General features: G+C 69.9%; 10 protein-coding genes. 9 read left to right on the top strand and 1 reads right to left on the bottom strand.

Annotation, left to right across the window (positions count from 1 at the left end):
* Positions 1–27: 27 nt before the first annotated feature.
* The gene (gene gdhA / locus AB0I67_RS09770; RefSeq protein WP_357920436.1) at positions 28–1,371 is read right to left on the bottom strand and encodes an NADP-specific glutamate dehydrogenase; all 1,344 of its coding nucleotides are present in this window, start codon (positions 1,369–1,371) and stop codon (positions 28–30) included.
* A 207-nt stretch (positions 1,372–1,578) separates the two neighbouring features.
* Here gdhA and ctaD point away from each other — a divergent pair, with 207 nt between their 5' ends.
* The 9 genes from ctaD to AB0I67_RS09725 all read left to right on the top strand — a co-directional run bounded on the left by ctaD (position 1,579) and on the right by AB0I67_RS09725 (position 14,950).
* Positions 1,579–3,279, top strand: a complete 1,701-nt coding sequence (gene ctaD, locus AB0I67_RS09765; protein WP_357920434.1) for a cytochrome c oxidase subunit I — start codon at positions 1,579–1,581, stop codon at positions 3,277–3,279.
* A 2-nt stretch (positions 3,280–3,281) separates the two neighbouring features.
* Entirely contained in the window at positions 3,282–3,515 is a 234-nt protein-coding gene (locus AB0I67_RS09760) for a hypothetical protein (RefSeq protein WP_357920431.1), read from the top strand.
* 4 nt (positions 3,516–3,519) lie between these two features.
* Complete coding sequence (frdA, locus tag AB0I67_RS09755) at positions 3,520–5,250, top strand: fumarate reductase (quinol) flavoprotein subunit (protein WP_357920429.1); 1,731 nt, start codon at positions 3,520–3,522, stop codon at positions 5,248–5,250.
* Positions 5,247–6,008, top strand: a complete 762-nt coding sequence (sdhB, locus tag AB0I67_RS09750) for a succinate dehydrogenase iron-sulfur subunit (RefSeq protein ID WP_357920426.1) — start codon at positions 5,247–5,249, stop codon at positions 6,006–6,008. Before frdA ends, sdhB begins: the two co-directional genes overlap by 4 nt.
* Positions 6,005–6,385 (top strand): hypothetical protein, encoded by a 381-nt coding sequence (locus AB0I67_RS09745; RefSeq protein WP_357920424.1) that lies wholly within the window; start codon positions 6,005–6,007, stop codon positions 6,383–6,385. The genes sdhB and AB0I67_RS09745 overlap by 4 nt, the downstream gene beginning before the upstream one ends.
* Positions 6,385–6,732: a fumarate reductase subunit FrdD gene (frdD, locus tag AB0I67_RS09740; protein WP_357920421.1), complete on the top strand. Its 348-nt coding sequence runs from the start codon at positions 6,385–6,387 to the stop codon at positions 6,730–6,732. The genes AB0I67_RS09745 and frdD overlap by 1 nt, the downstream gene beginning before the upstream one ends.
* A 77-nt stretch (positions 6,733–6,809) precedes the next feature.
* Entirely contained in the window at positions 6,810–9,512 is a 2,703-nt protein-coding gene (locus AB0I67_RS09735; protein WP_357920418.1) for an immune inhibitor A domain-containing protein, read from the top strand.
* A gap of 102 nt (positions 9,513–9,614) precedes the next feature.
* Positions 9,615–12,122 carry an immune inhibitor A domain-containing protein gene (locus AB0I67_RS09730; protein WP_357920416.1) on the top strand — a complete coding sequence of 836 codons (2,508 nt, stop codon included), beginning with the start codon at positions 9,615–9,617 and terminating at the stop codon, positions 12,120–12,122.
* An 83-nt stretch (positions 12,123–12,205) separates the two neighbouring features.
* Positions 12,206–14,950, top strand: coding sequence for an immune inhibitor A domain-containing protein (locus AB0I67_RS09725; RefSeq protein ID WP_357920413.1), 2,745 nt, complete (start codon positions 12,206–12,208; stop codon positions 14,948–14,950).
* Positions 14,951–15,016: the final 66 nt, after the last annotated feature.

Below are 15,016 nucleotides of genomic sequence, written 5' to 3'. Positions count from 1 at the left end.
GCACCTGGTTTTCCGGTGGCGTCCGGGTCAGACCAGGCCCAGGGCGAGCATCGCGTCGGCGACCCGGCGGAAGCCGTCGATGTTCGCGCCCGCCACGTAGTTGCCCGGCATGCCGTACTCGTCGGCGGTGTGCAGGCACCTGGCGTGGATGTCGGTCATGATCTCCCGCAGCCGCTGCTCGGAGAACTCGAAGGTCCACGAGTCGCGGCTGGCGTTCTGCTGCATCTCCAGGGCGCTGGTCGCCACGCCGCCGGCGTTGGCCGCCTTGCCGGGGCCGAAGGCGACGCCGGCCTCCAGGAACACCTCGATGCCCTCCGGCGTGGTCGGCATGTTGGCGCCCTCGCCGACCGCGAGGCAGCCGTTGTCCACCAGGAAGCGCGCGTCGCGCCCGGTGATCTCGTTCTGGGTGGCCGACGGCATCGCCACCTCGCACGGCACCTCCCACACGCTGCGGCCGGGCACGAAGGCGACGTGCTCGCCGCGGCGCTCGGCGTAGGTCTGGAGCCGGCCGCGCTCGACCTGCTTGATCTGCTTGAGCAGGTCGAGGTCGAGGCCCTTGTCGTCCACGACGTAGCCGGAGGAGTCGGAGCAGGCCACGACCACGCCGCCGAGCTGCTGGACCTTCTCGACGGTGTAGATCGCGACGTTGCCCGAGCCGGACACCACGACGCGCTTGCCGTCGAAGGAGGTGCCGCGGGCCTTCAGCATCTCCTCCACGAAGAACGTGCACCCGTAGCCGGTCGCCTCGGTGCGGACCTGGGCGCCGCCGTACGCGAGCCCCTTGCCGGTGATGACGCCAGACTCGTAGCGGTTGGTGATGCGCTTGTACTGGCCGAACAGGTAGCCGATCTCCCGCCCGCCCACGCCGATGTCACCGGCGGGCACGTCGGTGTACTCGCCGATGTGCCGGTAGAGCTCGGTCATGAAGCTCTGGCAGAAGGCCATCACCTCGCGGTCGGAGCGGCCCTTCGGGTCGAAGTCGGAGCCGCCCTTGCCGCCGCCGATGGGCAGCCCGGTCAGGCCGTTCTTGAAGATCTGCTCGAACCCCAGGAACTTGACGATCCCGAGGTAGACCGAGGGGTGGAAGCGCAGCCCGCCCTTGTAGGGGCCGAGCGCGCTGTTGAACTCGACCCGGAAGCCGCGGTTGATCTGCACCTCGCCGCGGTCGTCCAGCCACGGCACCCGGAAGATGATCTGGCGCTCGGGCTCGCAGATCCGCTCGATGATCTTCGATTCGGCGTACTCGGGGTGCTTGGCCAGAACCGGGCCGATGCTCACCAGCACCTCGCGCACGGCCTGGTGGAACTCGTCCTCCCCGGGATTGCGGCGAAGGACGTTGTCGTAGATCGACGACAGCTTCTCGTGCAGCACATGAGCTCCAAGGTCACGGGTTCCGGGCACGCTCACTTTAGGGGCCGCCCGCCGGTGAGCTCGCTACGGCTCCCCGGTTCGCCGCCCGGCCGGAGCGTTCCGGTGGCGCCGTTGTCCAGAAATCACCTGCGCACGGGTTTTCACAAGCCCGCAACTGACGTGAAATGGGTAGATCGAGGCCGTACCCCACCGACGGAGGGAACAGCCGTGACAACCGTTCGCCAGACCTCGTTCGACCAGGTGAGAAGGCGACGCACGGGCACGGTGATCGTCTCGTGGCTGTCCACGACGGACCACAAGGTGATCGGCTACCTCTACTTGATCACGAGCTTCGCCTTCTTCCTGGTGGCCGGGCTGATGGCGATGGTGATCCGGTTCGAGCTGGCCCAGCCGGGGCTGCAGGCGGTCAGCAACCAGCAGTACAACGCGCTGTTCACCATGCACGGCACGATCATGCTGCTGCTGTTCGCGACGCCGCTGTTCGCCGGGTTCGCCAACGTGGTGATGCCGTTGCAGATCGGCGCCCCGGACGTGGCCTTCCCGCGGCTGAACGCGGTGGCGTACTGGCTGTTCCTGTTCGGCGGGCTGATGGTGCTGGCCGGGTTCGCCACCCCCGGCGGCGCGGCGGACTTCGGATGGTTCGCCTACACGCCGCTGTCGACCGCGATCTACAGCCCGGGCCTGGGTGGAGACCTGTGGATCATGGGCCTGGCGCTGTCCGGGCTGGGCACGATCCTGGGCGCGGTGAACTTCATCACCACGATCATCGGGATGCGCGCGCCGGGCATGACGATGTTCCGGCTGCCGCTGTTCACCTGGAACGTCCTGCTCACCAGCATGCTCGTGCTGATGGCCTTCCCGGTGCTGGCGGCGGCGCTGCTGGCGCTGGAGGCCGACCGCAAGCTCGGCACGCAGGTCTACGACGCCGCCAACGGGGGCGCGCTGCTGTGGCAGCACCTGTTCTGGTTCTTCGGCCATCCCGAGGTCTACATCATCGCGTTGCCGTTCTTCGGGATCATCACCGAGGTCATCCCGGTCTTCAGCCGCAAGCCGATCTTCGGCTACATGGGCCTGGTGGGCGCGACGATCGCGATCGCCGGCCTGTCAATGACGGTGTGGGCGCACCACATGTTCGCCACCGGCCAGGTACTGCTGCCGTTCTTCGCCTTCATGACCTTCCTGATCGCCGTGCCGACCGGGGTGAAGTTCTTCAACTGGATCGGCACGATGTGGCGCGGCCATCTGAGCTTCGAGACGCCGATGCTGTTCTGCCTGGGCTTCCTGGTGACCTTCCTGCTGGGCGGCCTGACCGGCATCATCCTGGCCAGCCCGCCGCTGGACTTCCACCTCAGCGACACCTACTTCGTGGTCGCGCACTTCCACTACGTGGTGTTCGGGACCGTGGTGTTCGCGATGTTCGCCGGGTTCTACTTCTGGTGGCCGAAGATGACCGGCAAGATGCTCGACGACCGGCTCGGCAAGGTGCACTTCTGGACGCTCTTCCTCGGCTTCCACACCACCTTCCTGGTCCAGCACTGGCTCGGCTCGGCCGGCTTCCCGCGCCGCTACGCCGACTACAGCCCGATCGACAACTTCACCACGCTCAACCTGATCTCCTCCATCGGCGCCTTCCTGCTCGGCGCCTCGACGCTGCCCTTCCTCTACAACGTCTGGAGGACCGCCCGGCGCGCCCCCAAGGTCACCGTCGACGACCCGTGGGGGTTCGCGAACTCGCTGGAGTGGGCCACCTCGTGCCCGCCGCCCCGGCACAACTTCGTGAGCATCCCGCCGATCCGTTCCGAGCGGCCCGCCTTCGACCTGCACTACCCGCACGCGGCGACGCAGACCCGGCAGGTGGACGCGCCCGGCGACGAGACGGAAGGCCCGATCCCAGGCAAGGACTCGTGACCATGACCGGCACCCGCACCCCCTTCAGCGCGGAGACCGCCCCCTGCGGCAAGAAGTCCGGTGGTGAGCGCTTACTGGACGACGACGGGTACGGCCTGCTGATCCGCGACCAGTTCTACGAATGCGGCTGCCGCCGGATCCGGCACGAGTACCACGACGGCAGCATCCACATCGCCGCCATCCGGCACGACGGCAAGCGGGTGAAGGACCCCTCAGAAGCCGACCACGGGAGCTGACCAGATGATCGACGTGCTCATCGTCGGCGGCGGCGGGGCCGGGCTGCGTGCCGCCATCGCCGTCGCGGAGGCGGATCCGACGCTGGAGGTCGCCGTCGTCTCGAAGGTCTACCCGATGCGCAGCCACACGGTCTCGGCCGAGGGCGGCGCGGCCGGGGTGATCGGCCTGGACGACAGCCTCGACGAGCACTGCTACGACACGATCTCGGGCGGCGACTGGCTGTGCGACCAGGACGCGGTGGAGATGTTCATCGCCGAGGCGCCGCGGGAGCTCATCCAGCTCGAACACTGGGGCTGCCCGTGGAGCAGGGAGGCCGACGGCCGTGTCGCGGTGCGCCCGTTCGGCGGCATGCGGAAGCAACGCACCTGGTACGCCGCCGACAAGACCGGGTTCCACCTGTTACACACCTTGTTCCAGACAACCCTGAAATATCCGGAAATACGGCGCTATGACGAGTGGTACGTCACCCAACTGATCGTCGACGACGGCCGGGTCCACGGCGTCGTCGCCCTCGACATCCGCACCGGCCGGGTCGAGGCCATCGCCGCCCGCACCGTCATCCTCGCCACCGGCGGCTGCGGCAAGGTCTTCCCCTTCACCACCAACGCCGCGATCAAGACCGGCGACGGCATGGCCCTGGCCTATCGCGCCGGGGCGCCGCTCAAGGACATGGAGTTCGTCCAGTACCACCCCACCGGCCTGCCGTTCACCGGCATCCTGATCACCGAGGCGGCCCGCGCCGAGGGCGGCTGGCTGATCAACAAGGACGGCTACCGCTACCTCCAGGACTACGACCTGGGCACGCCCACCCCCACCCCGAACCTGCGCAGCATGGAACTCGGCCCCCGCGACCGGCTGTCCCAGGCCTTCGTGCACGAGCAGCACAAGGGACGCACCGTCGACACCCCCTACGGCCCGGTCGTCTACCTCGACCTGCGGCACCTGGGCGAAGCCAAGATCGACGCCCGCATCCCGTTCGTCCGCGAGCTGTGCCGCAGCTACCAGAACCTCGACCCCGCCACCGACCTCATCCCGGTGCGGCCCGTCGTGCACTACATGATGGGCGGCATCCACACCGACCTCGACGGGGCCACCCCGATCGCCGGGCTCTACGCCGCGGGGGAGACCGCCTGCGTCAGCATCAACGGCGCCAACCGGCTGGGCTCCAACTCCCTGCCCGAGATCCTCGTCTTCGGCCGCCGGGCCGGCACGGCCGCCGCCGCCTTCGCCAGGGAGCACCGGGGCGGCGAGGATCGGGCCGTCCGCGCCCAGGGCGCCGACGAGGAACGCCGCCTGAGCCACCTGCGCGAGACCCGCCGCTCCGGCGAGCGCATCGCTGACCTGCGCGAACGCATGCAGCACACCCTGGAGGGCGCGGCCGGCATCTACCGCACCGGCGACGTGCTCGCCAAGGCCGTCGACACCCTGGCCGACCTGCGCCAGCGCGCGGCCGAGGCCCGGCTGGACGACTCCAGCACCGCCTTCAACACCGAGCTGCTCACCTGGCTGGAGCTCGGCTGCCTGCTCGACCTCGCCGAGACCATCGTCGCCTGCGCGCTCAACCGGCGCGAGTCGCGCGGCGCCCACCAGCGCACCGACTTCCGCCACCGCGACGACGAGAACTTCCTGGCGCACTCCCTGGTGCACCGCGCCCCCGACGGCACCCCGTCGGTCGGCCTGCTCCCCGTGACGATCACCCGCTGGCCACCGGGCGAAAGGGTATACGGACGATGACCGACACCGCGGAAACGGTCGAGAAGGCGGCCCCCGGCCGGACCATCCGGCTGGAGGTCGCCCGGTACCGGCCCGGCCAGGACGCCGAGCCCGTCTTCCAGGGCTACGACGTGCCCCTGATGGACGACTGGGCGGTGCTCGACGGCCTGGCCTACGTCAAGGACCGGCTCGACGGCTCGCTCAGCTTCCGCTGGTCGTGCCGGATGGGCATCTGCGGCTCGTGCGGCATGACCGTCAACGGCGAACCGCGGCTGACCTGCGGCACCTTCTTCACCGAGTTCGGGGACGGCCCGGTCCGCATCGAGCCGCTCCAGGGCTTCCCGGTCCTTCGCGACCTGGTCGTGGACATCGACGGCTTCCTCGCCAAGCTGCAACACGTGCGGCCGTGGCTGATCCGCGAGGGCGAGGAGCTGCCGCTGACCGCGGAGTACGCCCAGACGCCCGAGCAACTGGAGTCCTACAAGCAGTACTCGATGTGCATCAACTGCCTGCTGTGCTACTCCGCCTGCCCGGTCTACGTCCTCGACCCCGACTTCCTCGGCCCGGCCGCCATCGCCCTGGCCCAGCGCTACAACCTCGACCCGCGCGACCAGGGCGACCGCTTCGACCTGCTCAACCTGGACGAGGCGGTCTGGGGCTGCACCTTCGTCGGCGAGTGCACCCGGGTCTGCCCCAAGCACGTCGACCCCGCCGAGGCGATCCAGCGTTACAAGGTCACCGCGGCGATCCGCTCGATCCTGCCCTGGAGCCGGCGATGAGCTACGTGGCCAAGCGGGACGCCCTGTGGTTCCTGCGCAAGCGCGCCTACACCGTCTTCGTCGCCCGCGAGCTGACCAGCGTCTTCGTCGCCTGGGCGATCGTCTTCCTGATCCTGCTGCTGGACGCGGCGGTCAACGGCGGCGACTTCCGCGCCTTCGCCGCCTTCGCCGCGCAGCCTTGGGTGATCGGGCTCAACCTGCTGACGCTCGCCGCCACGGTCTTCCACACGATCACCTTCCTCAACCTCGCGCCCAAGGCCACCGTGGTGCGGCTGGACGGCTGGCGGGTGCCGGCCTTCCTGATCCAGGGCGGCAACCACTCGTTGTGGGTGCTGGTCTCGGCGATCGTCGCCTTCTTCGTGCTGCGGGGGGCGTGATGGCGCGCAGGCGGACCGCTGAGCCGTACCTCTGGTTGTTGTTCAGCGCGGGCGGGGTGGTCGCGGCGCTGCTGCTGCCGGTGCTCGTGCTGCTGTTCGGGGTGCTGATGCCGCTCGGCGTGCTGGAGTGGCCGTCCCCGGCTCGGCTGGCCGAGCTGACCGGCCCGCTTGTGGTACGGCTCGCGCTGCTGGCGGTGGTGACGCTGTGCCTGTTCCACGCCGCGCACCGGATCCGCTTCACCAGCGAGGAGATGCTCGGCGCGGGCCGGCTCGATCCGCTGATCGCGCTGGTCTGTTACGGCGGAGCCGTCGCGGGCGGGGTGGCCGCCGGGCTGATCCTGTTCTGAATTCAAAATGTCATATTGCACTGTGACATAGGAAGCTTTAGGTTCCCTCTCAGACTCCAGTGATCGAGAGGGAAACTGTGTCCAGACGCCTGCTCGCGATCCCCCCGGCGATTGGGCTGGTCGCGGCGTTAACCGTCGCCGCCCCCGCCGACGCCTCGGTGGCGCGGTACGTGCCGCAGCCCGGCGACTTCTACGCCAACTACGCCGAACCGGCGGTCGCCCCCGAGACCGATGAGAGCTCCCCGGACGCCCGGGCCCGGAGCAAGGCCGGCAAGCCGGACAAGGCCGAGACCGGCGGCAACCCGGTCGCCGCCCGCGTGCTGGCCGAACGCCAGGCCGAGGCGCTGCGCACCGGGCTCAACCCGGCCGACTTCCTGTTCAAGAAGGCCAAGGTCGCCAAGCAGGGCAAGCTGCTGACCCTGCTGGTGGAGTTCGACGAGAACGCCCGCGACGACTTCTCCGGCTTCAGCCGCCCCAAGTCCACCGCCGACTCCGAGGACTGCGTCACCGAGCCGCCGGGCACCTTCTACAGCGGGCCGCTGCACAACCAGATACCCGACCCGGCCGCCAGCGGAAAGGACAACTTCAGCTTCTGGGTGCCCGACTTCAGCCCGAAGCACTACAACGACCTGCTCTACTCCGACAAGGGGATCACCACCCGGGTCCGCCCCGACCTGACCGACCCGCGCGACGGCAAGAAGGGCATCGACGTCTCCGGCAGCCTCAAGGGCATGTACGAGGAGATGTCGAAGGGCGCCTACAGCGTCACCGGCCAGGCGATCGGCTGGCTGAAGGTGCCGCACTCCGAGGCGTGGTACGGCGCGACCGCCTGCGGCTCCGACATGTCCGACAACGGCGGCCACCCGGCCAACCCCAACGGCGGCGCGCAACTGCCCGTGGACGCGGTCAACGTGCTGGCCGCCCAGCAGCCCGACTTCCCGTGGGCCGACTACGACGTCGAGGACGTCAGCGACGCCGACCGCGACGGCAACTTCGCCGAGCCCGACGGCGTCATCGACCACCTGGTCATCGTGCACGCCGGCATCGACAAGCTGATGGGCGGCGGCGCGCAGGGCCCGCTGGCGCTGTGGGCCTACTCCAGCGCGGTGGCCGGCGGCCACACCATCCCCGGCACCGACAAGAAGATCTCGAACTTCATCATGCAGGGCGAGGACGCCGGCGTCGGCATCTTCGCCCACGAGTTCGGCCACGACCTGGGCCTGCCCGACCTCTACGACTCGCAAGGCCCCAGCTCCGACTCCAGCGTCGGCTTCTGGGACCTGATGTCGTCCGGCTCGCACTCCGGCGTGCTGTTCCAGACCGGCCCCACGCACATGGGCCTGTGGGGCAAGTGGATCATGGGCTGGGCCGACCCCGAGGCGGTCGGCCCGGGCGACCGCAAGCGCCTGCTCACCCTCGGCCAGTCCTCGCGCACGCCCAAGCTCACCGAGGACGGCGTCATCGTCAACCTGCCCGACCGGCGCTTCCCCCTGGCCACCCCGCACAGCGGCAGCAAGGCCTGGTGGTCGGACAACACCCAGAACTGGGCGGACGTACGGCTGAGCCGTACCCTCCAGGTCCCGGCCGGCGACCCCAAGTTCCGCCTCTGGAACCACTACGACATCGAGGCCGACTGGGACTACGGCTTCATCGAGGTCTCCACCGACGGCGGCGCCACCTGGGCCGAGCAGAAGGTCTACGACGAGGCCGGCACGCTGGTCTCCACCGACGACGGCTACGCCGACCCCAACGGCCGGCTCGGCATCGACTTCAAGGGCAAGAAGTACGGCCTGACCGGCTCCACCGGCGGCTGGCGGCACGACTACGTGGACCTGGCCCCGTTCGCGGGCAGGACGATCCAACTGCGGCTGCGCTACGCCACCGACCCCAACACCAACGAGAAGGGCTGGCTGAGCGACGACTTCAGCCTGACCGCCGGCGGCCGGACGGTGTGGAGCGACGACGCCGAGCAGGGCGCCAACGGCTGGACCGCCACCGTGGACAGCTGGGAGAACAGCAAGGGCCCCGGCTGGACGCTCGGCGACGGCGTCGCGCGCACCAAGCAGTTCTACCTCGCCGAGTGGCGCAACACCGACGGCTTCGACAAGGGCCTGGCCTGGGGCTACGACCACACCAGCTCGGCCGGCGGGGTGCAGCAGGTGGAGCGGGTCCGCTACAACGCGCCCGGCCTGCTGGTCACCCTGGCCGACGCGCACTACGAGCGCAACGACGTGGACGGCTTCCGCTACGACGCCCCGTCGATCGGCTCCAAGGGCCAGCTCCTGGTCGTGGACTCGCACTTCGACCCGCTCAAGCGCACCGGCGCCGGGGCCCAGGCCGACCCGACCTGGCACAAGAACCTCCCGGCGCGCAGCCAGAGCTCGAACGCGGCCTTCACCTTCGCCAAGACCTACCCGATGCGCGAGTGCTTCGCCGAGGGCGCGTGCTCGGACTTCCCGGCGCAGCGCGGGGTGCCGGTCTTCACCGACGCCAAGACCTGGTACCCGGGCCTGGAGATCCTCAACGGCGCGCCGGTGATCCGCAACGGGGCCGCCTCGGCGGTCGTGCCCTCGCTGGGCGACCAGCCGTACAGCACCCGGGTGGTGAACGCCGACGGCAGCCCGGCCACGGCGTTCTACGGACAGGACTTCTACGGCCACAAACTCGGCTCCGGCAACCCCGGGGACGAGGGCAAGGCCATGGGCGTGCAGATCAGGCTGGTCAGCCCGCTGCCGGGCAACCTGGCCGCGCTCGTGGAGGTGATCCCTCCCAAGAAGTAGAAGACGCGTGACCGGCCGCCGCGGGGGACACCGCGGCGGCCTTTATGCCGAATTGGGTGTTATGCCGACCATGCATCGATCGCCCGCCTAGTGTCCCGTCGCGTGCTCAGCAGACACCTTCTCGCGGCGCTCACGCTCCTCGCCGCGGTCCTCCCTCCCCTGCCCGCCCCGGCCCCCGGCGACCGGCCGCCGCCCCGGCTGCCCGCCGCCGCCTCGCCACCGCGCGACGAGCGCGCGCACCCGGAGCCGCGCATCGACGCCCGGGCGCGCAAGCAGGCCGAAGGCGGCCTCGCGGTCAGCGGCAACCCGGCCGCGGCGCGGGTGCTGGCCGCCCGCGAGGCCGAGGCCCTGCGCACCGGCAAGAACCCCGCGGAGTTCCTGCACAAGGGCGCCAAGCAGGTCAAGAAGGCCAAGGTGCTGACGCTGCTGGTCGAGTTCAACGACCAGGCGAACGATGATTTCTCGGGATTCGAGCGGCCCAGGTCGCTCACCGGCGAACCCTGGGACTGCGTCACAGAACCGGCCGGCACCCGCAAGAACGGCCCCCTGCACAACCGCATCCCCGCCCCGGCGAAGGCCAAGGACAACAACGGCTTCTGGGTCAAGGACTTCAGCCCCAAGCACTACACCGACCTGCTCTACAGCGACCGCGGCCTGACCACCCGGGTGCGGCCCGACCTGATCGACCCGCGCGACGGCCGCAAGGGCGTCAACCTGTCCGGCCTGACCCTCAAGCGTTACTACCAGGAGCTGTCCGAAGGCGCCTACACGATCACCGGCACCGTCTCCGGCTGGGTGCGGGTCCCGCACTCCGAGGCGTGGTACGGCGCGACCGCCTGCGGGCGGCCCGCCTCCGACAACACCGGCCACCCGGCCAACCCGCTCGGCCCCGCCCAGCTCGCCGTGGACGCGGTCGACGCGCTCGGCGCGGGCTTCCCCTGGAAGGACTACGACCTGGAGGACGTGGCCGACGCCGACGGCGACCGGAACCACGCCGAGCCCGACGGCGTCATCGACCACCTCCAGCTCGTGCACGCCGGGCGCGACAAGTCCACCGACGGGGGAGCGGAGGGCACCTACGCGCTCTGGGCGCACTCCGGCTCGGTGCCGGGCGGCCACGCCGTACCCGGGGGGAGCAGGCGCGTCTCCAGCTACATGCTCCTGCCCGAGGACGCCGGGGTCGGGCTGTTCGCCCACGAGTACGGCCACGACCTGGGCCTGCCCGACCTCTACGACACCACCAACACCGCCACCCCGGACGTGGAGTTCTGGGACCTGATGTCCAGCGGCGCGCACGCCGGGCCGCTCTACCAGTCGATGCCGACCCATCTCGGGCTGTGGGGCAAGTGGCTGCTGGGCTGGGCCAACCCCCGGCGCTTCGCGCCCGGCGACGCGGCCCGCACGCTCACCCTCGGCCAGTCCTCACGCACCCCGTCCCGCGCGGTCGACGGGATCCGCGTGGACCTGCCCGTGCAGGCCACCCGCATGCTCACCCCGCACAGCGGCGGGCACGCCTGGTGGTCGGGCACCGGCCAGGACACCGCCGACGTCCGGCTGACCCGCCGGCTCCAGGTGCCCGCGGGCGGCGGCCGGTTCTGGATGTGGAACAACTACGAGCTGGAGTTCGGCCGCGACTTCGGCTACGTCGAGGTCTCGGCCGACGGCGGCGCGAGCTGGGAGCGCCAGCGCGTCTTCGACGCCGGCGGCGAGGAGGTCACCTTCGAGCTGGCCCTGACCGGACGCACCTTCGACTGGCGGCACGACTACGTCGACCTGGCCCGCTACGCCGGCCGCCAGATCCACCTGCGCCTGCGGTACGTCACCGACGAGGCGGCCACCGAGCGCGGCTGGCACGCCGACGACTTCAGCCTCACCGAGGGCGGCGTCACGCTCTGGAGCGACGACGCCGAGCAGGGCGCGAACGGCTGGAGCGGCGGCTGGGAGGCCAACGACGGCCTGCGGCGCTCCTTCCGCGCCTACTTCGCCGAATGGCGCACCCTCGACGGCTTCGACCAGGGACTGCGGCACGGCTACGACACCAAGACCATGGGGCCTGGCACCTGGCTGGTCAGCAAGCTGCGCTACAACGCGCCGGGCCTGCTGGTCTGGCTCCGGGACGCCTCCTACCCCGCCAACGTGCTCATCCCCACCCTGGAGCAGCCGCCGAGCATCGGGGTGAAGGGCAGCCTGCTGCTGGTCGACTCGCACTACGAGCCCATGCGCCGGGCGAACGGCGAGAACCTGCCGGGCCGGGTGCAGGCGGCCAACGCCGCCTTCGCCACCAAGCCCGCGGGGCTGGCCGCCACCGGCGTGCCGCTCTTCACCGACGCCAAGACCTGGTATCCCGGCTTCGAGCAGCGCGACGGCTGGTTCTGGTACCGCGACTTCGACGCCTCGGTGGTCGTCCCGGCGCGCGGGCCGTACAGCACGAGGGTGGTCCTGCCGGACGGCAGGCCCGCCACCGGCGCCTACGGGACCGAGCTCGGCAACGGTCACAAGCTCGGCACGGGCGACCCCGGCAAGCTCGCCTACGGCGTGCGGTTCGAGGTCCTGCTGCCGCTCGCGGGCAACGTGACCGTGGTGGTCAAAGCGACGCCTTCGGGCCGATGATCACGGTTTCGCATCGTTCTTAACATTGAACCTGTCTGCACCTAACGTCTCCTCTGACTCACGCTTTTCAGAAAGGGAGACCTGTGACAGGCAGACCCCTGCTCGCCGCCTTCCTGGCGGCGGGCTTAACCGCCGCCGGGCTGACCTCCGGCGGCGTGGCGGCGCAGGCCGACACCACGCCCGCCCGCTACGTGCCCTCGGCCGCCGACCACTACATCAACTACGTCGAGCCGAGGTTCCCCACCGAGGAGGACACCTCGGAACTGGTCAACCCGGCCGCCCTGCGCCGCGCCGTCGAGATCGACAAGAAGCACCGCGACGGCAACCCCGCCGCGGCCCGAGTGCTGGCCGCCCGCGAGGCCGAGGCGCTCAGGACCGGCAAGAACCCCTTCGAGTTCATCTACAAGAAGGCGCCCAAGAAGCAGACGGCCAAGCTGCTGACGCTGCTGGTGGAGTTCAGCGAGACCGCCAACGACGACTTCTCCGGCGTGCAGCGCCAGGACTTCGACGACCCCGCGGTCTGCGTCACCGAGCCGGCCGGCACGAAGCTCAACGGTCCGCTGCACAACCAGTTGCCCAACCCCGCCGCCAGCGGCAAGGACAACTTCAGCATGTGGGTGCCCGACTTCAACACCAAGCACTACAACGACATGCTGTACTCGGACAAGGGCATCACCACCCGCGTCCGGCCCGACCTGAAGGACCCGCGCGACGGCAAGCCCGGCGTCGACATCTCCGGCTACTCGATGAAGAAGATGTACGAGGAGATGTCCAAGGGCGCCTACACCGTCACCGGTGAGGCGGTCGGCTGGATCAAGGTCCCGCACTCCGAGGGCTACTACGGCGCCGCCCGCTGCGGCGAGCGCGTGCAGGACATGTCCGGCCACCCGAGCAACCCGCGCTTCCCCGCCGGCAACGAGCAGCTCCCCATCGACGCGGTGACCGCCCTCGCGCAGCAGAACCCGGCCTTCCCCTGGGCCGACTACGACATCGAGGACGTGACCGACGCCGACGGCGACGGCAACTACAACGAGCCCGACGGCGTCATCGACCACCTCGTGCTGGTCCACGCCGGCGTCGACAAGTCCGGCGGCGGCGGCGCGCAGGGCAGCTACGCCCTGTGGGCGCACTCCTCCGACGTGGCCGGCGGCGCGACCATCCCCGGCACCAACCTGAAGATCTCCAACTACATCCTCCAGGGCGAGGACGCGGGCGTGGGCGTCTTCGCCCACGAGTACGGCCACGACCTGGGCCTCCCCGACCTGTACGACAACTCCGGCGCCGGCGGCGACTCCGACATCGCCTTCTGGGACCTGATGGCCAACGGCTCGCACTCCGGCCCGATCTTCCAGTCGATGCCGACGCACATGGGCCTGTGGGACAAGTGGATCCTGGGCTGGGCCAACCCCAAGGTGATCAACCCCGGTGACCGCAAGCAGGCCGTCACCGTCGGCCAGACCTCGCGCACGCCCAAGTTCACCGCGGACGGCGTCCGGGTCAACCTGCCCGGCCTGACCCGGGTCCAGACCACCCCGCACAGCGGCGCCAAGGTCTGGCAGTCCGGCAACGACCAGTCCAACTCCGACGTCCGCATCACCCGCGAGATCCAGGTGCCCGCGGACGCGAAGTTCTGGATGTGGAACAGCTACGCCATCGAGGGCGACTGGGACTACGGCTTCGTCGAGGTCTCCACTGACGGCGGCGCCACCTGGGCCGAGCAGAAGATCTTCACCGAGGGCGGGCAGCTCGTCTCCACCGGCGACGACTACACCGACCCCAACGGCGCGCTGGCCCGCCTGGACGGCAAGAAGTACGGCCTGACCGGCTACCAGCAGGCCTGGCGGCACGACTACGTGGACCTGGCCGCCTTCGCCGGCAAGACGGTCCAGCTCCGCCTGCGCTACATGACCGACGACCTGTTCATGGAGAACGGCTGGTTCGTCGATGACTTCTCGCTCACCTCCGGCGCGAACACCGTCTGGAGCGACGACGTCGAGCAGGGGCTCAACGGCTGGACGCCGCTGGTCACCAGCTTCAAGAAGCGCACCGTCGGCAAGGGCTGGCACCAGGGCGACGGCACCACCGCCGTCCAGCAGTACTACCTGGCCGAGTGGCGCAACACCGACGGCTTCGACGAGGGCCTGAAGTGGGCCTACGACACCAACTGGTTCGTGGACAACGCCTGGAACGTCGAGCGCGTCAAGTACAACGCGCCCGGCCTGCTGATCACGCTGCGCAACCACGTCTACGACGTCAACGACGTGGACGCCGCGCAGTTCGACCAGCCCTCGCTCGGGTCCAAGGGCTCGCTGCTGGCCGTCGACTCGCACTTCGAGCCGCTGCGCTACACCGGCGAGGCCGCCGAGCACCACCCGACGGTGCAGAAGAACGTCAACGCCTGGCTCCAGCCGGCCAACGCGGCCTTCGGCTTCGGACGCACGCCGTCGTTCAAGTCGTGCACCAACGGCGCCGACGTGTTCACGCTCTACTGCAACACCTTCGGCGGCGAGCGCGGCGTCAAGGCCTTCACCGACGCCAAGACCTGGTACCCGGGCATCGAGGTGCGTGACGGCCGGCTGATGTTCCGCGACCGTGACGCCTCCGTCGTGGTGCCCTCGGTGGAGGGCCGGCCGTACACCACCAGAGCGGTCAACGCCGACGGCACCCCGGCCACCGAGCTGTACGGCACGACGATCACCGGCGGGCACGTCCTGGGCACCGGCAACCCCGCCGACGCGGGCGTGCAGAACGGTGTCGAGATCAAGCTGCTGCTCCCGCTACCCGGGAACATCGGCGCGGTCCTCGAAGTGACCCCGGCCAAGAAGTAAGGATTTCCGCCAGGCCACCCGCCCGGCCGGGGTCACCCAGCGCAACCTGATGGGCCAGCTCGACGG

This window comes from Nonomuraea sp. NPDC050310 (assembly GCF_040655795.1).
GTDB lineage: Bacteria > Actinomycetota > Actinomycetes > Streptosporangiales > Streptosporangiaceae > Nonomuraea.
Note: the sequence above shows the minus strand (reverse complement) of the source record. Positions and strands in the feature narration are given on the sequence as shown.